Source organism: Pseudomonas reidholzensis (assembly GCF_900536025.1).
Lineage (GTDB): Bacteria > Pseudomonadota > Gammaproteobacteria > Pseudomonadales > Pseudomonadaceae > Aquipseudomonas > Aquipseudomonas reidholzensis.
Genome location: NZ_UNOZ01000019.1, coordinates 91,029 through 110,638 on the forward strand (window position 1 = coordinate 91,029; position 19,610 = coordinate 110,638).

21 protein-coding genes are annotated in these 19,610 nt (G+C 62.7%); 14 read left to right on the forward strand and 7 right to left on the reverse strand.

The genetic code is table 11. The features are described from left to right. Window positions 1-19: 19 nt before the first annotated feature. The 5 genes from CCOS865_RS14180 (at window position 20) to CCOS865_RS14200 (ending at window position 4,965) form a co-directional block, all read left to right on the forward strand. Complete coding sequence (locus CCOS865_RS14180; protein WP_119141832.1) at window positions 20-790, forward strand: enoyl-CoA hydratase/isomerase family protein; 771 nt, start codon at window positions 20-22, stop codon at window positions 788-790. Between the two features lie 60 nt (window positions 791-850). Beyond that, window positions 851-1,684: an amidohydrolase family protein gene (locus CCOS865_RS14185; RefSeq protein ID WP_119141834.1), complete on the forward strand. Its 834-nt coding sequence runs from the start codon at window positions 851-853 to the stop codon at window positions 1,682-1,684. A gap of 247 nt (window positions 1,685-1,931) precedes the next feature. After that, a complete protein-coding gene (locus CCOS865_RS14190; protein WP_119142057.1) occupies window positions 1,932-2,771 on the forward strand; it encodes an amidohydrolase family protein in 840 nt (279 codons plus the stop codon). Between the two features lies 1 nt (window position 2,772). Further along, complete coding sequence (locus CCOS865_RS14195; RefSeq protein ID WP_119141836.1) at window positions 2,773-3,576, forward strand: enoyl-CoA hydratase-related protein; 804 nt, start codon at window positions 2,773-2,775, stop codon at window positions 3,574-3,576. Window positions 3,577-3,660: 84 nt separating this feature from the next. Continuing rightward, window positions 3,661-4,965, forward strand: coding sequence for an MFS transporter (locus CCOS865_RS14200; RefSeq protein ID WP_119141838.1), 1,305 nt, complete (start codon window positions 3,661-3,663; stop codon window positions 4,963-4,965). On the opposite strand, the gene CCOS865_RS14205 is transcribed toward CCOS865_RS14200, so the two are convergent. Next, window positions 4,910-5,539, reverse strand: coding sequence for a TetR/AcrR family transcriptional regulator (locus tag CCOS865_RS14205; RefSeq protein WP_119141840.1), 630 nt, complete (start codon window positions 5,537-5,539; stop codon window positions 4,910-4,912). The two genes, CCOS865_RS14200 and CCOS865_RS14205, sit on opposite strands and share 56 nt — an antisense overlap. A 133-nt stretch (window positions 5,540-5,672) precedes the next feature. Between CCOS865_RS14205 and CCOS865_RS14210 the strand changes: the two genes are divergently transcribed. The 7 genes from CCOS865_RS14210 to CCOS865_RS14240 all read left to right on the forward strand — a co-directional run bounded on the left by CCOS865_RS14210 (window position 5,673) and on the right by CCOS865_RS14240 (window position 12,950). Next, window positions 5,673-6,437 (forward strand): SDR family NAD(P)-dependent oxidoreductase, encoded by a 765-nt coding sequence (locus tag CCOS865_RS14210; protein ID WP_119141842.1) that lies wholly within the window; start codon window positions 5,673-5,675, stop codon window positions 6,435-6,437. 89 nt (window positions 6,438-6,526) lie between these two features. Continuing rightward, complete coding sequence (locus tag CCOS865_RS14215; RefSeq protein WP_119141844.1) at window positions 6,527-8,176, forward strand: (2,3-dihydroxybenzoyl)adenylate synthase; 1,650 nt, start codon at window positions 6,527-6,529, stop codon at window positions 8,174-8,176. Window position 8,177: 1 nt separating this feature from the next. Further along, on the forward strand, window positions 8,178-8,948 hold the full coding sequence (locus tag CCOS865_RS14220; protein ID WP_119141846.1) for a crotonase/enoyl-CoA hydratase family protein: 771 nt from the start codon (window positions 8,178-8,180) through the stop codon (window positions 8,946-8,948). 42 nt (window positions 8,949-8,990) lie between these two features. After that, complete coding sequence (locus CCOS865_RS14225; protein ID WP_119141847.1) at window positions 8,991-10,184, forward strand: acetyl-CoA C-acyltransferase; 1,194 nt, start codon at window positions 8,991-8,993, stop codon at window positions 10,182-10,184. A gap of 62 nt (window positions 10,185-10,246) precedes the next feature. Continuing rightward, the gene (locus tag CCOS865_RS14230; RefSeq protein WP_119141849.1) at window positions 10,247-11,185 is read left to right on the forward strand and encodes a SphA family protein; all 939 of its coding nucleotides are present in this window, start codon (window positions 10,247-10,249) and stop codon (window positions 11,183-11,185) included. 319 nt (window positions 11,186-11,504) lie between these two features. Continuing rightward, complete coding sequence (locus tag CCOS865_RS14235) at window positions 11,505-11,813, forward strand: hypothetical protein (protein WP_119141851.1); 309 nt, start codon at window positions 11,505-11,507, stop codon at window positions 11,811-11,813. Between the two features lie 117 nt (window positions 11,814-11,930). After that, window positions 11,931-12,950 (forward strand): hypothetical protein, encoded by a 1,020-nt coding sequence (locus tag CCOS865_RS14240; RefSeq protein WP_119141853.1) that lies wholly within the window; start codon window positions 11,931-11,933, stop codon window positions 12,948-12,950. A 40-nt stretch (window positions 12,951-12,990) separates the two neighbouring features. Here the strand turns inward: CCOS865_RS14240 and CCOS865_RS14245 are convergent, their stop codons facing one another. Together CCOS865_RS14245 and CCOS865_RS14250 are read right to left on the reverse strand one after the other, a co-directional pair. Next, window positions 12,991-14,373, reverse strand: a complete 1,383-nt coding sequence (locus CCOS865_RS14245; protein WP_119141855.1) for an MATE family efflux transporter — start codon at window positions 14,371-14,373, stop codon at window positions 12,991-12,993. 237 nt (window positions 14,374-14,610) lie between these two features. Then, window positions 14,611-15,408, reverse strand: coding sequence for a hypothetical protein (locus CCOS865_RS14250; RefSeq protein ID WP_119141857.1), 798 nt, complete (start codon window positions 15,406-15,408; stop codon window positions 14,611-14,613). A gap of 170 nt (window positions 15,409-15,578) precedes the next feature. On the opposite strand from CCOS865_RS14250, the gene CCOS865_RS14255 reads away from it, so the two are divergent. Further along, a complete protein-coding gene (locus CCOS865_RS14255) occupies window positions 15,579-16,121 on the forward strand; it encodes a cupin domain-containing protein (RefSeq protein WP_119141859.1) in 543 nt (180 codons plus the stop codon). 27 nt (window positions 16,122-16,148) lie between these two features. Here the strand turns inward: CCOS865_RS14255 and CCOS865_RS14260 are convergent, their stop codons facing one another. Together CCOS865_RS14260 and CCOS865_RS14265 are read right to left on the reverse strand one after the other, a co-directional pair. Beyond that, entirely contained in the window at window positions 16,149-16,502 is a 354-nt protein-coding gene (locus CCOS865_RS14260) for a hypothetical protein (protein ID WP_119141861.1), read from the reverse strand. A 262-nt stretch (window positions 16,503-16,764) separates the two neighbouring features. Next, window positions 16,765-17,526 carry an SDR family oxidoreductase gene (locus CCOS865_RS14265; protein WP_119141863.1) on the reverse strand — a complete coding sequence of 254 codons (762 nt, stop codon included), beginning with the start codon at window positions 17,524-17,526 and terminating at the stop codon, window positions 16,765-16,767. Window positions 17,527-17,644: 118 nt separating this feature from the next. On the opposite strand from CCOS865_RS14265, the gene CCOS865_RS14270 reads away from it, so the two are divergent. Then, on the forward strand, window positions 17,645-18,598 hold the full coding sequence (locus CCOS865_RS14270) for a LysR family transcriptional regulator (RefSeq protein WP_119141865.1): 954 nt from the start codon (window positions 17,645-17,647) through the stop codon (window positions 18,596-18,598). Here CCOS865_RS14270 and CCOS865_RS14275 read toward each other — a convergent pair. Then, window positions 18,565-18,927: a hypothetical protein gene (locus tag CCOS865_RS14275; RefSeq protein ID WP_119141867.1), complete on the reverse strand. Its 363-nt coding sequence runs from the start codon at window positions 18,925-18,927 to the stop codon at window positions 18,565-18,567. The genes CCOS865_RS14270 and CCOS865_RS14275 overlap by 34 nt on opposite strands. Before the next feature lie 180 nt (window positions 18,928-19,107). Continuing rightward, complete coding sequence (locus CCOS865_RS14280) at window positions 19,108-19,590, reverse strand: Lrp/AsnC family transcriptional regulator (RefSeq protein ID WP_119141868.1); 483 nt, start codon at window positions 19,588-19,590, stop codon at window positions 19,108-19,110. Window positions 19,591-19,610 lie beyond the last annotated feature (20 nt).

The window sequence follows — 19,610 nt, forward strand, 5'->3', positions numbered from 1 at the left end:
CGAGAACAGGAGTAGTCACATGGCTTGGCAAATTGACGTGATCGATGGTTGCGCCGTTGTGCGCATGAACAGCAACAAGGTCAACGTGCAGAACGCGACCTTCTTCAAGGACCTGCATGATGCGTTCGACCGACTGGAGGAAGAGTTCAGTGAACTGCCGGTCATCCTCACCGGGCAGGGCAACGTATTCTCGGCCGGTATCGACTTCAAATACAGTTTCGAGGTGTTTGGCAGCCTCGACCAGGAACGTATCCGCCAGTGGTACGCCGAGTACCGTGCCACCAACCTGCGGATCTTCCAGTACCCACGGCCGACCGTCGCGGCGATCAATGGCCACGCCATTGCGGGCGGGCTGATTACCGCGCTGGATTGTGATTTCCGGATTGCCGCGCGCAAGCCGGCCAAGTTCGGCCTCAACGAGGTGCCGATTGGTATTCCGATGCCCGCTGCCTACGTGGAGATCATCAAGTATGCGCTGGGCACCCAGGTGGGCGCGCTGACCACCCTCAAGGGCGAGTTGTATTCCTTGGAGGAGGCGCAAAAGCTCGGCTTCTTCCATGAGGTGGTCGAGGAGGCCGAACTGCTGTCACGGGCGATCGCCTACGCCCGCTGCATTACCCCGGATTGCAACGTTGCCTATGCGATGTCGAAAAAAGCCCTGCAGGACGCTGTCATTCAACAGATCGAACAGCGCACCACGCTGCTCGATGCCGAACTTCCAGCCGGCATGAGTGATGCAGGCAACCGCCGCGCGCAGGACCTGCGGCGTAAGGAAATCATGGGCGCCTGAGGCCTCATGGCGAGTCCCGCGACGCAGGTGTGGCGTCGCGGGTGGCAGCGAGGGAAGTAGATGACTGAAATTATCGATGCCTGGATGCAGATTCCTTCCAGGTCGTTTCTGCGCGACCCGCTGTTCGCGTCGCTCAGACGTTGGCCAACGGCCTGGCAAGGCCTGGCCGAGAAAGACCGCGACCTCGAGTGTGATGAAGTGCTGCAGGGTTTCAGCGAACAGGGGGTATCCAAGGTGTTTGCCAGCGCTTGGGTCGGACCACGCGGTGAGCTGATTTCCAATGAAAGTGTCGCACTGGCGGTACAGCGGCGACCTGAGCAGGTGTTCGGCATCGCATCGGTCGATATTCGCCAGCCGATGGCCGCGGTCAGGGTGTTGAGGCAATACGTGAAAAACCACGGTTTCAAGGGTTTGCGCATCTTGCCTTGGCTGTGGGGGCTACCGCCCGACGATCGCCGGTTCTACCCACTCTATGCGGAATGCATCGAACTGGATGTCACCCTTTGTGTGCAGGTCGGGCACGCGGGGCCCTTGATGCCCTCGGAGCCGGGCCGGCCTATTCCGTACCTGGATTATGTGGCCCATGAGTTTCCGGAATTGCGCATTGTCGCGGGGCATATCGGGTTCCCCTGGGTCTGCGAAATGATCTCGCTGATGATGAAGTACCCCAATGTCTATGTGGATACTTCAGCCTACAAAGCCAGCCGTTATCCCGATGAACTGGTCAAGTACCTGCGTGGGGCAGGGGGCGGCAAGGTCTTGTTCGGTACCAACTATCCGATGTTGACTGCGGCCGACTGCCTGCAGGACCTGGCCTCACTCGAGCTCGGCGACGAGGTAGCGCGGCTGTTTCTGGCAGGCAATGCGCGGCGAGCCTTCAAACTGCCCGATTGATGGCCGGCTGACAGCTGCACGCCAGACAATCCCTTCTGACGAACGACCCTTCGTGATCAACTGAAAGCGGCCTTGCAGCGCAGGCTGCTTTCACGTTCATGCGCACTGCGCTGACGGGTATTTGCCCCGTCAACGTCCTCACGCTTTGCCCCAGGATTCAATCACAGGTCGATCTTGACAGGGCTTCGCCTGCGCCCTATAAAGAACATGTTCATAAATGATCAACAACAAAAAAGGCTATGATCATATGCGTCGCATCGACCTTCATTGCTACCCCAACACCCAACGTTGGATCGACTGCCAAGGCCCGTACGTAGACGCGTTGGCCAAGTACTGGCACCGCGAGTGGAAAGCCAAGACCGAGGAAGAGGTGGTGGACGAGTTCCAGAGCGCGGGCATCGAAGCCGTGCTGGTGGCGCTGGACCTGCGCGCCACGATCAACACCGTCCCGTGCGACAACGACTATGTCGCGGCAATGCGCGATCGCCACGACTGCATCATCCAGGCCTGGGGCGCGGTCGAGCCGGCCATGGGCCAGGTCGCCATCGACGAAGCCAAGCACGCGATCCGCGACCTGAACATGCTCGGCTTCCACTTCCACCCGATCATGCAGCACTTCAGTGTCGACGATCAGCGCTACTACCCGCTGTGGGAGGAGATCAACGCGCTGAAGGTGCCGGTGATGATCGATGTCGGCATGACCGGCATGGGCGCGGGCATGCCCGGCGGCATGGGCGCCAAGACCCGCCATGCGCACCCGTCCTCGATCGACAACCTGGCGGCAGACTTCCCTGACCTGACGATCATCATGGCGCACCCGGGTTACCCCTGGATCGACGAGACCACGGTGTGCGCGCTGCACAAAGGCAACGTGTTCTGGGAGATGTCGGGCTGGGCACCCAAGTACCTGCCCGAAGCACTCAAGCGCGACATCCGCGGGCGTCTCAAGCACAAGGTGATGTTTGGCAGCGACTACCCGAGCATCCCCCACGAGCGGCTGTTCAAGGAGTGGAATGAGCTGGGCTACTCCGACGAAGTGCTCGAGCTGTTCTTCCACAAGAACGCCGAACGCGTGCTGGGGCTCTGACATGGACGGCGCGCTGCAGCCTGTGCTGACCGAGCGGCGAGGGCATGTCCTCTATATACGCATCAACCGCCCCGAGGTGCGCAATGCCCTCGACCCACTGACCTACCACCAACTGAGCCTGGCCTGCGATGAACTCGAAGCCGACCCCGACTTGTGGCTGGGGGTGCTGACCGGGGAGGGCGAACAGGCCTTCAGCGCCGGCCGCGACCTCAAGCAACTGGCGGCGATGGCGGTAGCCCCGCAGGCGGACGTGGAGGCCGAAGCGGCGTTATGGCAACGCACCACGCGCCTCACCGACCGCTTCACCTTCTCCAAGCCGCTGATCGCCCGGCTCAACGGTTCGGCCTACGGCGGCGGGCTGGAGCTGGCCCTGGCGTGCGACATCATCGTCGCGGCCGAGCACGCCCAGCTGAGCTTGCCCGAGCCTCGGCGCGGGCTGATCGCTACCGCGGGCGGGGTGCACCGGCTGCCGCGGCAGATCGGCCTGAAGACCGCCATGGGCTATCTGCTGACGGGGCGTGCCATGAGCGCGGAGCGCGGTTACCAACTGGGCCTGATCAACGAGGTCGTGCCGGCGCATTTGCTGGACGAGGCCGTCGAGCAGTGGGTGGCGGACATCCTCCGTTGCGCGCCGCTGGCGGTGCGTGCGACCAAGGCCTGCGCCATGCAAGGCCTCGACCTGCCGTTGGCCGAGGCGGTCAGCCAACGCTACGAGGCCGAGGAGCGCCGCAAGGTCAGCGCCGACAGCCTCGAAGGCCCGCGCGCGTTCGCCGAAAAACGACAGCCGCACTGGCGCGGCTGCTGAATCACTGCACCGGTTTTCACCCGATACGGTACCCTCATACGGCGGTACCGCTACCTGAATAACAATAATCACAGGTAACAGGCAATGAATACGTCGCGCATGTTTTATGGCTGGTGGGTCGTGATTGCGTCGATCATCGGCATGATCGTCAGCCAGGGCCCGGTACTGGTCTTTACCTTCGGCATCTTCATGAAGCCCCTGAGCGCCGAGTTCGGCTGGAGCCGCTCGCAGGTGTCGCTGGGGCTGACCATTGCGATTCTCTCGGCCGCCTTGTGCACGCCCTGGATCGGTCGCCTGATCGACCGCAAGGGCGCACGCCAGGTGGCGATTCCGGCCTTGCTGCTGTTTGGCGTCGGGGTCATGGCGCTGGGCTTTCTGCCCGGCAACCTGGTGCTGTTCTACCTGGCGTTCTGTGTGATCGGCCTGCTGTCCACCGGCGGCACGCCGACGGCGTACGCGATGGCGGTCAGTTGCTGGTTCGTGCGCCGGCGGGGCTTGGCGCTGGGCTTGAGCATGGCCGGGATCGGCGTCGGCGCGGCGTTGATGCCGATGCTCGCCCAGCATGCCGTGGCGGCGCTGGGCTGGCGCCTGGCGTATGCGGTGATGGGCGTGGTGATCGTGCTGGGCGCCGTTGGCGTGGCCTGGCGGCTGGTCAACAAACCCGCTGACCTTGGCCTGTTCCCGGACAACCAGCCGACCGCCGATGGCTTGCCGCACGCACCGGACAAACTCGGCCTGAGCGTCGGCGAGGCGGTGCGCAGCCGTGCGTTCTGGCTGATCGGCAGTGCGTTCTTCCTCGCGGCCCTGGCCATCAATGGCTGCTCGGTGCACTTCGTGCCGCTGCTCACCGACCGTGGCGTGCCCGCTGCCGAAGCGGCAGGGATTGCCTCGATCATCGGCATTGCCCTGATCGTCGGCCGGGTCGGCGCGGGTTACCTGCTCGACTACCTGTTCGCGCCCTTCGTCACGGTGTTCTTCTTCATTGGCCCGGTGATCGGCATTCTCTTGCTGTACAGCGGCGCCACCGGCACCACGGCGATGTTCTGCGCCGCGCTGATTGGCCTGGGGGTCGGCGCCGAGGTCGACCTGATCGCCTACCTGATCGCCCGCTACTTCGGCTTGCGCGCCTTCGGTGAAATCTACGGCTACCTGTTCGGCCTGTTCTGCCTGGGCACCGCCTTCGGGCCGCTGCTGATGGGCGTGGGCCAGACCCTGCAGGGCAGCTACGACAGCGTGCTGCTGCTGTTCGCCGGGTGCATGGTGGTGGCCTGCGTGCTGATGCTCTGCGTGGGGCGTTATCCAAACCTGCAGACGCTGGGCCAGGCGTCTGCGGTCAGCCCGCCTGCAGGCCGTGCATTATCAGGCTCAGGCGCTTCATCAGCTCATTGAGGCCGTCTTCCGGCGCCTGTGAGTCGTCGGCCAGCCACATGCGGATCTCCGCTGCCAGCAGGTAGAACATGGTCTTGGCGATCATGCCGTCATCCTCCCGGCAGCGCACCTCACCCTGGGCCCGGGCGTGGCCGAGCAGGGTGGCGATGGAGTCGATGGTGCGGGCCCGGGTGGCCTGGAAGCGTTCGCTCTGCATCCCCGTCGTATAGAAGGTGATCTCGCGGGTCAGGTCGCGCGAGATCACTTTGTCTTGCCCGTAGAACTCGAAGAAATGCCGCAAGGCGTTGCGCAGGTTGTCCAGCAGCGGCGCGTCGGCGCGGCAGTCGGCGAAGGCGCGGGTGGTCAGCGCGTCGAGGTCATCGTTGAACACCAGGAACAGCAGGTCGCGCTTGTCGGTGGCGTAGAGAAACAGGGTCGACAGGCCGACATCTGCTTCCTGGGCAATCTGCCGCGTGGTGGTCGGCTCGAAGCCGTTTTCGGTGAAGAGTTTTTTCGATGCGGCACGGATCCGCAAGAATTTGTCGAGTTTGTTGCGTTCACGCAAACCCAACGGCGCAGGCGCTTTCTCGGTCATGTCAGGCCTTTGATTGTTCTGGTTTTGTCGAAGTTCGAAGGCTTCATGTTAAGTGATGGACCAGGCGTTGACAAACATTATGATCACGTCTAAAAATGAACATGTTCACTTAAAAACAACAACGAGGTAGAACATGTCCACAGCTCAAAAGGTCGCACTGGTCACCGGCTCCGCCTCCGGCATCGGCGCGACGGTCGCCGTGGCACTGGCCACCGCCGGTTACGACGTGATCGTCAACTACAGCCGTAGCGAAGCCTCGGCCCGCGCCACCGTCGAGGCCTGCGAGGCCGCCGGTGCGCGGACCATGCTGCTGCAATGCGACGTGTCGGACGAAACCAGCGTCAAGGCCATGGTCGCCGCCATCAGCGAGCGCTACAGCCACCTCGACGTAGTCTGCAGCAACGCTGGCGTATCGATCGACACCCCGCCGAAGCAGTTCGACCTGATCGACGTGGAAGACTGGGACCGGGTGTTCGCGGTCAACGTGCGCGGGCTGTTCCTGATTGCCAAGCACACCAAGGCACTGCTGTTCGAAGCGCCGCGCCCGTGCATGGTCAACACCGCCTCGATCGTCGGCATGCGCCCCGGCGCGCAGCCGTTGCCGTACTCCGCGTCCAAGGCGGCGGTGATCAGCATGACCCAGACCCTGGCCAACGCCCTGGGTCCCAAGGTGCGGGTCAACGCCATCGCACCGGGCTGGATGGAGGGCGAGTGGATGGAATGGATGCTCGGCGACAACTACGACAAGCTGATGACCCGCCGCGCCCGCGCCACGCCGCTGCAGCGCTGCGTGACCATGCCGGACGTGGCCGAAGTGGTGCTGACCCTGATCGAGCACATGCACTTCGTCACCGGCGAAACCATCGTCATCGACGGCGGTTTCGCCAAGACCACCTGAGCCACGGCTGAGCCCGCTTTGCGGGCCGGCGCTGGGCGTCGGCCCGACCTGATCCTTCCAACAATAACGACAACATCGAGGACATTTCCATGATGGGATTCGTGCCGTTTCCAGAAAACTTCACCGCCCACTACCGCGCCAAGGGTTACTGGCAAGACCAGACCCTGGCCAACACCTTCAGCGCCGTGTGCCGGCAGTACGCCGAGCGCATTGCCGTGTGCGATGCCCACCGCGAAGTCAGCTACGCCGAGCTCGACCAGATCGCCACGCGCCTGGGCCTGAACCTGCTGGACGCCGGGCTGGTGCCGGGCGACATCGTCGTGCTGCAGCTGGGCAATGTGCTGGAGTTCGTGTTCGTCTACCTGGCCCTGCAGAAGATCGGGGTGCGCCCGATCATGGCGCTGCATACCCATCGCTACCGCGAGCTGAGCCAGTTCGTCGAGCTGTCGGGCGCCACCGCGACGATTACCGCCGACCGCTCCAAGGACTGCGACTTCATCGACATCGTCAACCGCGTGCAGGCCAACACCGGCAGTATCCGCCGCAAGTTCGTACTCGGCGCCCCGGCCCAAGGCTTCGTCTCGCTGGCTGACCTGCTGGAGCGCGAATCTGCGCGTGACCCCAGTGAAATCGACGCGATCCAGGCGGCCATCGACCCCTGCAGCCCGGCGTTGTTCCTGCTGTCGGGCGGCACCACCGGCATCCCCAAGATGATCCCGCGTTCGCACAACGACTACGCCTGCAATTCGCGGCTGGCGGCGCGCTACACCGGTATCGACGAGCACTCGGTGCTGCTCGATATCTTGCCGATCGCCCACAACCTGCCGCTGGCCTGCCCGGGTCTGCAAGGCTTCATGCTCTGCGGGGCCAAGGTGGTGCTGCACGCCAGCACCCGCGCCGAAGAGGTGTTCGCCCTGATCGAGCGGTTCAAGGTCACGCATATCCATGTGGTGCCGGCGCTGCTGATCATGTGGATGAACGACCCCCAGGTCGGCGCCTTCAACCTGGACAGCGTGCGGGTGATCCAGTCGGGTGGCCAGTGCCTGCAACCGGAAACCCGCGCACTCACCGAGCAGGTGCTGCGCAACTGCACCGTGCAGGAAAACTTCGGCATGGCCGAGGGCCTGCTGATGTTCGTGCGCCTCGACGACCCGCTGGACGTGCGCCGCGAGTCGGTGGGGCGGCCGGTGTGCGAGGACGACGAGATCATGCTCCTGGGGGAAGACGACCAGCCGGTGCCGCTGGGCATGCCCGGTGAGTTGTGCTGCCGCGGGCCGTACACCTTGCGCGGCTACTTCAATGCGCCCGAGCACAACGCCCGGGCCTTCACCCCCGAGGGCTTCTACCGCTCCGGCGACATGATGCGCAAGCTGCCGTCGGGCAACTACGTGGTCGAAGGGCGCAAGAAAGACCTGATCAACCGCGGCGGTGAAAAGATCTCCGCTGAAGAAATCGAAAACCTGGTGCTGGCGCACCCTGCGGTGACCAATGTCGCCTGCGTGGCCATGCCCGACCCGGTGCTGGGCGAGAAGATGTGTGCCTTCGTCATCCTCAAACCAGCGGCGCAACTGAGCCTGGAAGAGCTGGTCGGCTACCTGCAGCACCAGGAAATCGCCCGCTTCAAGCTTCCCGAGCGCCTGGAACTGGTGGACAGCTTCCCGTTGTCGACCTTTGGCAAGGTGTCGAAGAAGGACCTGGTCGAGCGGGTCAGTGCCAAGCTCAAGGAAGAGGCCGCCTGAGATGAGTGACTTTATCCAGTACGCCTTCGATGAGGGCATCGTCACCCTGACCCTGAACGCCCCCGAACAACACAACGCGCTGAGCGAGCAGGCGCACTTCGATGCCTTCGCCGCGGTGTGTGCGCGCATCAACCGCGACCCGAGCGTGTCGGTGGTGATCCTCACCGGCGCCGGCAAGTCGTTCTGTGCCGGGGGCAACGTCAAGGACATGAAAGCCCGCACCGGGCTGTTCGCCGGCAGCCCGTATGAGCTGCGCGACGGCTATCGGCACGGTATCCAGCAGATTCCGCTGGCGGTCTACCACCTCGAAGTGCCGACCATCGCCGCCGTCAATGGCGCTGCGATTGGCGCCGGCTGCGACCTGGCGCTGATGTGCGACATCCGCATCGCCTCGCAACAGGCGCGCTTCGCCGAAAGCTTCGTGCGCCTGGGCATCGTGCCCGGTGACGGCGGCGCCTGGCTGCTGCCGCGCGCACTGAACAACCTGTCACGCGCCTATGAGCTGTCGTTCACCGGCGAAACCGTGTCGGCGCAACAGGCGCTCGAGTACGGCCTGGTGTCGCGGGTGGTCGAGCCGCAGGACTTGTTGGCGACCGCCCAGGACCTCGCCCGGCGCATTGCGGCCAACCCCGGGCATGCCCTGCGCTTGACCAAGAAGCTGCTGCGCGAGGGCCAGCATACGCGTCTTGAGCCGCTGCTTGAGCTGTCTGCGGCCTACCAGGCGCTGTCCCATCACACCGAAGCCCACCAGGCCATCGTCCAGGCGCTTTGATCGCAGCCGGGCGCTGCTTGCAGCGTTCGGCCGGAGGTTTTCATGCACGACGCAGTCATCGTTGCTTACGCGCGGTCCGCCATTGGCAAGGCGTACCGCGGCGCGTTCAACCACACGCCGATGCCCAGCCTGGCGGCGCCGATCATCCAGGCGGGGCTCGCCCGGGCCGACCTGGCGGGCGCCGAGGTCGACGAGCTGGTGTTCGGCTGCGGCCGTCCCGAGGGCACCCAGGGCAAGAACGTCGCCCGGCTCAGCGCCTTGCGTGCCGGCCTGCCCGACAGTGTCGCCGCGCAGACGGTCAGCCGCCATTGCGCGTCGGGGCTGCAGGCCATCGCCAGCGCTGCGCAGCGCATTCAACTGGGCGAGTGTGGGGTGATGCTGGCGGTGGGCGGCGAGTCCATCAGCCTGGTGCAGAACGCCCAGACCAACGAGCACTATGGCCAGGACCCATGGCTGTTGCAGCAGCGCCCGGATGCCTACATCAGCATGCTTGAAACAGCGGAACGGGTGGCCTTGCGCTACGGCGTCAGCCGCGCCGACCAGGACGACTACGCCCTGACCAGCCAGCAGCGCGTGGCCCAGGCACAGCGTGATGGCCTGTTCGATGCCGAGATCGTGCCGCTGGAAGTGGTCTCGCGGGCCTTGGACAAGGCCTGCTACGAGTACTACGACAAGGCCGTGCGGCTGGACCGTGACGAATGCAACCGGCCCGGCACCCAGGCCACGCAACTGGCCGCGCTGGCGCCGGTGCTCGAAGGCGCGCAGCACACGGTCACCGCCGGCAACGCCTCGCAGCTCAGCGACGGCGTCGCGGCGTGCGTGCTGATGAGCGCCGAGCAGGCCCGCGCGCGTGGGCTCAAGCCGCTGGGCGTGTTCAAGGGCTTTGCCAGCGCCGGCTGTGCCCCGGATGAAATGGGCATCGGCCCGGTCCTGGCGGTGCCTCAGCTGTTAGCTCGGTACGGCCTGGGCATCGGCGATATCGACTTGTGGGAACTCAACGAAGCCTTCGCTTCGCAGGTGCTGTATTGCCAGCGCCAGTTGGGGATTTCGCTGCAGCGCCTCAACGTCAATGGCGGTGCCATCGCCCTGGGCCATCCGTACGGCATGTCCGGCGCGCGCATGGCCGGGCACGTGCTGCTCGAAGGGCGTCGGCGCGGCGCACGGTTCGTCGTGGTCACCATGTGCGTAGGGGGCGGGCAGGGCGCCGCGGCGTTGTTCGAGGTGTGCCATGACTGACGGCTGAAGCGCTGGGCCGCTGGATCGCTGTGTCTCTACAACAACAAAAAGAGGGACGTTCAATGAAGGCTGTTCACGTTCGTGTACTGCAAGCCGCCGCTGTGCTGATCTGCCTGCAAGGCACTGCCAGCGCTACCGAGGGCAATGGCAACTCGTACCCGCTGGGTGTCGAGACCAACATGTCCGGGATGATGATGCCCGAGGGCCTCACCGCCCTGTTGTACTACACCCATTACGAAGCCACCCACGTCAAGGGCAACGACGGCCGCGACAACCCCAATATCGCCCGCTATCGCCTCAAGTCCGACACTGTCTCACTGCGCCTGAGCTACGTGTGGCCCGGGGTCAAATGGCTGGGGGCGAACGTCGAGACCCGCGCCGCCCTCGCGGTGCCGACCCTCGACCTGACCCTCGACGTTGCCCGGCCTGCGCCGCTGGCACCCTTGGACAAAGGCGGCACCTCGACCAACCTCGGCGACCTCAGTTTTGCCCCGGTGCTGCTCGGCTGGCATGGCCGCACCCTGCACCAGACCGCCGGCATCGAGACCTTCCTGCCCACGGGGGATTACGACAAGGACGAGCCGGTGAACACCGGTCGCAACTATTACCAGATCGCGCCGTTCTACGCGCTGACCTGGCTGCCCTCGGAGCAGTGGGAGGCCAGCGCCAAGCTGCGCTATGGCATGAACACCCGCAACGAGAAGACCGATTACCGTTCGGGCGATGAGCTGACCCTGGAGTTCAGTGGGGGTTACCGTTTCAACCAGGCGCTGAGTGCGGGGATCAACGGCTATGTGTACCGCCAGACCACGGATGACCGGCTCAATGGCGACGCGGTGAACGGCAATGGCAACCGCGGCTCGGTGAATGCCGCCGGGCCTTATGTCATGTACCGGTTCAGCAAGGACTTCGCCGTGGTGGCCAAGCTGCAGGAAGAGTTTGGCGCGAAGAACAAGGCTGAAGGGACGCGGTTGTGGTTGCAGGCGCGTTTGCCGTTTTGAGTTCGAGCGCTTCAAGGTGGGCTGCGATCACCTCCGGCTTTGGGTAGCTGGAGGCACAGCCTCTCGGGCCTTGATTCGCATTCTTCGAAGGCGGAGTGCACGGCCTCCACAACACAGTGCGCGAGGCGGGGAAACGCTATTACGTACTGTAATTTGATAACAAATAGGGCATTCCGGTGTAAAACGCTAACGAAGATGTCGTAATGATGGCCAGCTGTCCGATTACCCCCGCATTGTCCCCATCCTGGCGTTGCATCCGCTGCGCCGAGAGCTATGGTGGAATGACAATGTACTAAGACTAAAGTCGTAGGGGGCGGGCATGCGGATTCGCGGTGAGGTGTTTTGGCGTTGGGCTGATCCGGCGCTTGATCATCGGACTCACGACGAGACCCTGGATGACGGCACGCGCATCGATGTGCAGGTCAGGTTGTCGCGAACAGGACAGACGCAAATGTTCGTCGGCGTCTACGCGCCAGGCGGCATGCTGCTGCATGAGCAGGCCTTTGATTCAAGGCCAGGCGAATCGATGAGCCGGGCATTGGCGTGGGGAGTGGGGCTGGCCAGGCGCAAGGCCACGGAAGGCATGCAACCACGGGATCGGCTGACTGCAGTAGCGTTGAAAGGCTAGGCAGCATCGTGACTAGTGGGTTGCTTGAGTGACTGGGACCTCAGCTTGTAAGCCTTGGGAGGGCACCGCAGTCTGGATTATCCTGCGCGGTCTGTAGCGAGGCTCACAAGGACGTCCATGATCCCTATCGACCCGCTGGCCATGATGGTCGGTTACCTGATCTACCTGTTTTCCCAAGTATTCCTCTGGCTACTGATTGCAGGCCTGCTGGCCTTGCTGTTTACCCGTTGCAGGCGCTATATGCTGGCGCGGCGTTGGCGGTTCGCCCTGCTGGCCGTTGGCCTGGCGATAGGGAGTGTGCCGTTTGCCAAGATAGAATTCGCTCAGCGGGCTGACCAACGCGCGCATCAACCGCGTCTGGAGCATGAAGAAGTGCTGGGCGACCTGGTGCTGCCGGCGGGCACGCAGGTTCGTCTGGACAGGCTCGAGCCCATGAACGACCTCAGTGGCAATCCCGTGCCCTATGGCTTGCAGAGCCTGAAACATGCCGATTTCGACCGCACGCTCGGCGACATCATGGGCATGCGCGTGCGCAGCCTCGCGCTGTGGCAAGGGCATGGGTCGGCGACGGTGGAGTCGCTGACGGCGAGCGAGGTTCAAGGCTGGAGCTGTTTGCCGGGAGAGATCGAATTCCGCTTTCCGTTCGGGGCGCATTTCAATTTCTCCGAGTGGCGGCTGGAGCGTTGTACGCTGGCATCGGGCGTTGAGGTCGGGGGTGTCGCCTGGCCGCCAGGGAGCCAGGTGCGGGCTATTGAGCTTGGGCGTTGGCGGGTGACTGGCGACGGGACGCCCATGCGCTTCGAGACAGTGGACTTGAGCAATCTAGACCTGACGCTGAGTGACAAGGACCGCACGGTGTTCAGCTGGGAAGGCCAGCTGCACCAGCCACTTGAACGGGGTCCTATGCAGTACCTCGCCGGGACCCTGGTGTCTGGCTATCGTGACAACCTGCTGTTCACACCCACTGAGGCTGCACCAGCGCATGACCTGCGTACCGGGCAGCCTGTCGAACCGGGCTTTTCGGTTGAGCAGAGCCGGGCAGGGGAGGTGCTGGGCATGCATAGCGCTCGCGATGTCAGGTGCTATTACTGGAAAAGATGGTGGCCTGGGGATGAGCACCCTGCGGTGTGTGAATAGTGGTTTGCCACAGAACGTCTTCTTTGCTCTCGACCTATCCTCAAAGCCGCGGGCTCAGCAAATGAGCCTCAAGATGCCGAAGGCGATAATGCAGACGAACGCCCATCAGCACAGTAATCGCGCAGAATCCAATGGCGAGCCCTGTCCAGATTCCGGCTATGCCGAAACCTAGAATAAATCCGAAAACGTATCCACATCCTAGCCCCACGATCCAGTACCCGAAGAACGCGATCAGCACCGGGATGTACTCATCGCGCGTTGCCCGAATGGCATGATAGAGAACAGTTTGGGTTGCATCAAAAAGCAGCGACAAGCTAGCGGCGACAACGAAGGTGGCGAGCACGGCACGCACGTCATCTTCAGAGGGGCTGTTATCGCCCGATAGAAATAGGGCAGAAATCAAGCCTGGCGAGAGCACTAGGGCGCTTGACATTATCGCTGCAATCACAATGCTGAATACAAGGGCTATTCCGCAAACCCGGTAAGCCATGACATAGTTGTTGATCCCTATGCTATTTGCGACGCGAATCATAGTGCCTTCGCCAAAGCCAAGCACGATAAGGATGCACAGTTCCAATACCGCATACACCATGTTGTGAGCTGCCAATGCCTCCACGGACAGCGACCCTACCAGCACCGCAACAACGGCAAACATGCCGTTCTCAAGTAGTGTAATCACACCTTGGCCGCCACCCACGTGCAAGAGGTGTTTTAGTATCTTATGCTCCACCTTCAAGAAGTTGGCCTTCAGGGCGCTATACATAGTTGGCATTTGTCTGCGCAGATAGATTGACAACGCGACAAACATCGCCAAGTTTACGAGTGCAGTCGCGTAGCCCGCACCTGCAACGCCATAGCCTGGTAACGGACCCATCCCAAAAACAAGCATCATACTGAGCGCCACGTTAGTCGGCACCGCTATGATTGCTATCAGGGTGATTGGGGTCAATATTTCGATCCCTGTAAAAATGCTTCTTAGCCACGCGAAAAGAAGTGCTGGCGCAAGCGCCCAAACGACAGCGTGGGTGTAGGCTTCGATGTGGGGGAGCAGTTCACGTTGTAATCCGGTAAGCGTCAGGAAATCTGACATAAACCCTATTGCCGGTGCGAGGATTACGATCATCAGGATGCACACCCAAAGACCGTGCGCTCCGTAAAGGCCGGTCTCATCCTCTTGCACGGCAAATGCGCATTTTTCAGCAATGAGAACGCCGATTACCGAGATAACAGATATCCCAACCACTACGAATGTCCAAAAGAACGTGATCGCCAGTCCCACCGCTGCAAACTCCAGTGCGCCGAGTCTGCCAACGATAATGAGATCGGTCAGGACGAGAAGGTGGCCTACGGCTTCAATCATCCCAATGGGAATGGCAATGTTAAGTAGTTTTCTGGTCTGATCGAACGGTCGTGTGTGCAGCATTTCATGTCCGCCAACTGTTCTGTCAAAAAACTACTCTGCAGGTGTGTTCCATGCAAACGACGACTGTTGCAGCATATTGGTTTCGGTACGCGCGCGGGGGCGGCCTAGAACCTGCGCGCGATTATAGGCCGGGTAGGAGTGGGCGGTTATTAAACATATTGCTAAATGCCACTACCCATAGTGCAGTTCCTGATTTCTACGCCTGAACTCGGCCACGCTCACTCGGCACTTTCATGCTCAGCGGGCATCGCTGTCGGTGGCTTTGTACATGCCCGAGAGCCTCATCGGGTCCAGGCAGTCAGGCGTCAGGGCCTGCACCTTCTTGAAATAGCCGCGCGCTGCCTCACCGTCGACTTCGCCCTTGAACGCCAGCAAGTAGTAGCCGTCCGCACGAAACTGGTCAAAATCGAGCACCGTCGGTGTATAGGCATCCGCCAGGGTCGACAGCGGTCGTTCACCATTGATTACGGGTACCTTCAGTTCTTTGAAACACAGTGAGTTCAGTGCAGGCAGCGGGTAGTGGTCCGCGAACGCATCGGGTTGTTGCAGCGCCTTGAGCAGTTGGCGCTGCAGCCGTAGCAACTCAGGGTCGTCGAACTTGAAGCGCCGTGACGCGGTTTCACATTCACGCAGCAGCGTCACCGCCCCGGCCAGCAAACCTTGATCCGTGGCCGTCTGGTACAGCGCGCAGGCTTGCGCATGGCTGGCGGTCGCGTCTTTTGCGGCGAAGTGTTTACGGCTTTCCTGCAGGTTGCCCAGCAGGTAAGTGGCGACTGCATGCCCGCCGTCGCTGGCTTTGCGCAGTTCAGCCTCGTAGGCCTGGATGCTCTGCGTGAGGACTGCCATGGTATCGAGCAGAACCTGTTTATCGAGGTGCCCTTGTTGCTCCTGGTCGATCAACTGCTCCAGCCGTTGCTGGTTGGCGTCGGCCATACGCAGCGCATTGTCGAAGGCTGTTTCGGCCTCGGCGGTGACAGCGGCCTGTGCGGTACCGCATAGAGCAAGGCTGAGCAAAAGGGCTGAAAGGCTGCGCATCAATGGTGTTTCCTCCTTGAATAACCGCGTGGGCGTTTGCACGGTCTGGGTCGCCGGCATGATAACCCGCAAAGGGGCCACCCTCGCGGCCACTGCGTTGGTCGCCCGGCTGAAACCTCGCCTTCAAAGCCGGCTCACAAGGGAATGACAACCAGAAGAGGGTGTGACTCATGTCGCACACCGACGTGATCGACGGATCAGGCGCCCCCGCACAGACCCTGCGCTTCGAGGACGATGGCGCGACGCCCAACAGTGTATTGCCGGTGCTGTTGTATCGGCTGAAGCTGGACCGTTCGGTCGATAAGGCCGAGGCGTTCGAAGCGCTGTTCGCCGCGCATGGCTGGACTCCGCTGTGGCGTGACGGGATCTTCGACTATCACCACTTCCACCCCAATGCGCACGAGGCACTGGGCGTCGCCCGCGGGCAGGCACGCGTGACGCTGGGCGGTGAAGCGGGCCAGACGCTGACCGTAAAGGCTGGCGATGTGCTGGTGTTGCCGGCCGGCACCGGCCATCGCTGCGTGCACTGCAGCGACGATTTTCTGGTGGTCGGTGCCTATCCGCAGGGTCAGGAGGATTACGACATCCAGCGGCCTGATGCGCGTTTGCACAAGGCGGCGCTGGCGCGCATTGCCCGAGTGGCAAAGCCGCAACAGGATCCGGTCGCCGGCGAGCGAGGCGCGCTGCTCACTGAGTGGCGCCTGGACGGCTGATCCTGCCGGCCAGGCGTGCGCTGGATATTAGCGATGTTGGTTGTGCTGGGCCTGAACATGATGGCGCTGTTGTTCACGACGGCGCTCGGCGTCCTTGCGGGCCTGCTCTTTGCGCAGCTTGGCCCGGCGCAGGTCTTCCTTGTGCGAGTGCCAGCGGCCGTCGCGCCAGTAGCGGTCATTCTGGGCCAGCTGTGGGCCGGCTTGCCGGGCGTCCTGGCTGGCCAGGCTTGGCCAAGGGGAGTCGCTGGTGTGGGGCGTGACCCGCGCAGCCGAGCGCTCGGTCGATGCGGCTGCCTGGGACGGTTTCATCTGGGCTGCCGATGCGCTGCCCACTGCAACCAGGGCGAACAGACCAGCGAGGAGGAGGGCATGGGATTTCATCGTGAAGGACCTCGGTAAGTGGACACAGGGCTGTTCGGCTGAGAGGCACCACGCGGGTGCGTTTCTCAGCCAGCCTGTCCCAATAGACCCGAGGACGCTCGAAAGTTCGTCGGTTTATGGAAAAATCCTAATACAAATCAGTAATTTACAATTAACTGACATTGATCTGACTGTTCCTTGAACAACGGCGCATGGCGCGTTGCGCGAGCATCTCCAAACAGGCGCGCTCCAGCGACGCAATGTCGAGTGTGCCAACGGCCGATCAGGCGAAGCCTCCGTTGGCGCGCACCACTTGGGCGTTGACCCAGCCACCCTCAGCGCCAACCAGAAACGCCACCACGCGGGCGATATCGTCGGGCTCGCCAAGGCGCTCGAGGGGTGGCACCTTGCTGAGCTGGGCAATCTGCTGGTCGGTCTTGCCTTCGAGAAACAGCTCGGTAGCGACAGGCCCCGGCGCGACCGCATTGACGGTGATAGCGCGCCCGCGCAATTCGTTGGCGAGCACCCGCACCAGGCCCTCGACGCCGGCCTTGGCCGCGATGTACGGGCCGTACTCGGGGAAGGACTTGGCGATCACGCTGGTGGACAGCGCCACGATACGGCCGCCGGCGTGCACGTGCTGGGCTGCCTGCGCCATTACCAGGAAGGCCCCGCGCAGGTTGGTCTGAACCACACGGTCGAAGACCTCGATACTGTCAGGTGTGATCGCGGCCAGGTGCATCACCGCGGCGCTGTGCACAACGGCACTGACAGCGCCGAAGGCCTCCTGGGTCGTGGCGAACAGCCGCTGCACGTCTGCGGCGTCAGATACATCCGCCTGCACGCTGATCGCCTCGCCGCCCGCCGCCTGGATAGCCGCGACTACCTCCTGGGCCTTGGCCGCGTTACCCGAGTAGTGGACGGCGACCTTCAGGCCGTCTGCGGCCAGGCGCAGCGCAATGGCTCGGCCGATACCTCCGGAGGCGCCGGTGATGATGGCGGTTTGCACGGGCGCGGATGCGCTGCATGAGTCGTGAGCAGTCATGATGATTTCCTTGAAGTGGCAAAGTGGACCTCGGGGGCTAGGATGTCGGTTGACCGCCTATGGATAAAGCAGGTGAAATTGGCTAGTCAATTCAACAAACCACAACAATAGGAGGTTCATGGACCGCTTCGATGCATTGCAACTGTTCACCCGGATCGTAGAGCTCGGCAGCTTTACCCAAGCCGCGGGCGCGCTGAACATCCCGCGCGCCACCGCAACCCACGCGATCAAGGCGCTTGAGCAGCGGCTTGGGGCGCGCCTGCTCGATCGCACCACGCGCCAGGTCACGCCCACCCTCGACGGGCAGGCCTTCTATGCGCGGAGCAAGCGCGTCCTGGCCGAGCTGGAAGACGCCGAAACCTGCCTCAGCACCCAGGTCGCCAACCCCCACGGCACGCTGCGGCTAGACCTGCACGGGGTGCACGCGACCCTGATCATCCTGCCGCGGATTGGCGAGTTCAGGGCGCGTTACCCGCAGATCGAGGTGGTCATCAGCAGCGGTGACAGGCTGGTGGACCTGGTCAAGGAAGGCATCGATTGCGTGGTCCGTGCCGGTCAGCCCCGCGACTCGTCGCTGGTGGTCAGGCGGTTGGCAGACATGCCTGAGATCATCTGCGCCAGCCCGGACTACCTGGCGCGACATGGCACGCCCAGCCACCCGCGCGAATTGGCGCACCATCAAGCGGTCGGCTTTTTCGCCCGCGGCAATGACAGCCGCTATCCGTTCACCGTCATCGTTGACGGCAAGGTCATGGAGGTAGAAGCGAGCGGCTGGATTTCAGTGAGCGATGCTGAGTGCTACACCAGCGCCGCGCTCGCCGGGTGCGGGCTGATCCAGGTGCCGCGTTTTCGCCTGGAGGCGCATCTGCAGGCCGGGCGACTGGTCCAGGTGCTGCCTGAATGGACCTGCCCGGACCTGCCGGTCTGTGCGCTGTACCCGTTCCATCGGCAACTGTCGCCCCGGGTGCGGGTATTCATCGATTGGGCGCGCGAGTTGTACGAGGAAAAATTCGGCGGCCGGGAGCCACGGCGCGTCGCTCAGTTGGACGACGGCCGACCGACCCGCCAGTAGAGATAGGCGAGCCCCAGGGGTGCGATGAAGATGGCCAGGAACCAGCACATCAACATGGTCACGGCCTTGACCACCAGCATGAGCAGCGCGTTCACGAAGAACACGTTGTTGCCCATGATGAAGCCCACGACGCTTTCATACACGAAGCGCGCATAGGGGTAGAGCAGGGTGCTGATCAGCGCCAGGCAGATTTCGCCGTACGGCACACCGGTTGGGGCACTGAGTTTCGCGCTGATGAACAGTGCGCCGATGACCGCACCGAACACCAGATGGCGCACGTAGTAGCCTGTTTTCATACTGCCAAAGATCGCGGCTTTGAGCCTGTCCATAAGATCCCTCTTAGACGTGTGGGTTGATAACGCGCGCACGTTACCAAGATGTAACGCGTCAAACAATGTGGTTGTGGCCACCGCAACGTGCTCGCGCTGAGGTGAGCTAGACGCCGCTCGACAGCGCCGAGCCCTGCACAGCGCAGGGCTTTCTTTTGCGTGCCGTACAGCCGTGACGGTTCACTCGACCGGTATCCGCGTCTCGGCTTTGACTTCCCTCAACGCCAGGCTCGACTGGATCGACACGATTCCAGGCTGGCGTCTCAGCACGTCTTCGACGAATTGCCCATAACTGTCGAGGTCCTGCGCCAGCACCGTCAGCACGTAGTCCGCCTCGCCGGTGACCTTGTGGCAGGACAGCACCTCGGGCAGCGCAAGAATCACCCGCTCGAACTTCTCAGGCGCATCGGCCGAGTGGTTGTCGAAACGGATCTGGGCGAACGCCATGACATTGAAACCCAGCTTGCGACGGTCAAGATTGGCCTGGTAATCGCGGATCACCCCCAGGTCTTCAAGGCGCTTTCTGCGCCGCCAGCACGGTGTCACCGTCAGTGCCAGATGCTCCCCGAGTGCAGCACTGGAGAGGCTGCCATCGCGCTGCAACAGCGTCAGCAATTGCTTGTCTACCGCGTCCAGCTCAACCGTTTGGTCAGTCTTTCTCATAAAGTCGAGTTCCTTCGAAT

Coding starts and splice junctions, on each gene's coding strand:
- CCOS865_RS14180 (WP_119141832.1), top strand. CDS start 20: ATGGCTTGGCAAATTGACGTGATCGATGGTTGCGCCGTTGTGCGCATG.
- CCOS865_RS14185 (WP_119141834.1), top strand. CDS start 851: ATGACTGAAATTATCGATGCCTGGATGCAGATTCCTTCCAGGTCGTTT.
- CCOS865_RS14190 (WP_119142057.1), top strand. CDS start 1,932: ATGCGTCGCATCGACCTTCATTGCTACCCCAACACCCAACGTTGGATC.
- CCOS865_RS14195 (WP_119141836.1), top strand. CDS start 2,773: ATGGACGGCGCGCTGCAGCCTGTGCTGACCGAGCGGCGAGGGCATGTC.
- CCOS865_RS14200 (WP_119141838.1), top strand. CDS start 3,661: ATGAATACGTCGCGCATGTTTTATGGCTGGTGGGTCGTGATTGCGTCG.
- CCOS865_RS14205 (WP_119141840.1), bottom strand. CDS start 5,539: ATGACCGAGAAAGCGCCTGCGCCGTTGGGTTTGCGTGAACGCAACAAA.
- CCOS865_RS14210 (WP_119141842.1), top strand. CDS start 5,673: ATGTCCACAGCTCAAAAGGTCGCACTGGTCACCGGCTCCGCCTCCGGC.
- CCOS865_RS14215 (WP_119141844.1), top strand. CDS start 6,527: ATGATGGGATTCGTGCCGTTTCCAGAAAACTTCACCGCCCACTACCGC.
- CCOS865_RS14220 (WP_119141846.1), top strand. CDS start 8,178: ATGAGTGACTTTATCCAGTACGCCTTCGATGAGGGCATCGTCACCCTG.
- CCOS865_RS14225 (WP_119141847.1), top strand. CDS start 8,991: ATGCACGACGCAGTCATCGTTGCTTACGCGCGGTCCGCCATTGGCAAG.
- CCOS865_RS14230 (WP_119141849.1), top strand. CDS start 10,247: ATGAAGGCTGTTCACGTTCGTGTACTGCAAGCCGCCGCTGTGCTGATC.
- CCOS865_RS14235 (WP_119141851.1), top strand. CDS start 11,505: ATGCGGATTCGCGGTGAGGTGTTTTGGCGTTGGGCTGATCCGGCGCTT.
- CCOS865_RS14240 (WP_119141853.1), top strand. CDS start 11,931: ATGATCCCTATCGACCCGCTGGCCATGATGGTCGGTTACCTGATCTAC.
- CCOS865_RS14245 (WP_119141855.1), bottom strand. CDS start 14,373: ATGCTGCACACACGACCGTTCGATCAGACCAGAAAACTACTTAACATT.
- CCOS865_RS14250 (WP_119141857.1), bottom strand. CDS start 15,408: ATGCGCAGCCTTTCAGCCCTTTTGCTCAGCCTTGCTCTATGCGGTACC.
- CCOS865_RS14255 (WP_119141859.1), top strand. CDS start 15,579: ATGTCGCACACCGACGTGATCGACGGATCAGGCGCCCCCGCACAGACC.
- CCOS865_RS14260 (WP_119141861.1), bottom strand. CDS start 16,502: ATGAAATCCCATGCCCTCCTCCTCGCTGGTCTGTTCGCCCTGGTTGCA.
- CCOS865_RS14265 (WP_119141863.1), bottom strand. CDS start 17,526: ATGACTGCTCACGACTCATGCAGCGCATCCGCGCCCGTGCAAACCGCC.
- CCOS865_RS14270 (WP_119141865.1), top strand. CDS start 17,645: ATGGACCGCTTCGATGCATTGCAACTGTTCACCCGGATCGTAGAGCTC.
- CCOS865_RS14275 (WP_119141867.1), bottom strand. CDS start 18,927: ATGGACAGGCTCAAAGCCGCGATCTTTGGCAGTATGAAAACAGGCTAC.
- CCOS865_RS14280 (WP_119141868.1), bottom strand. CDS start 19,590: ATGAGAAAGACTGACCAAACGGTTGAGCTGGACGCGGTAGACAAGCAA.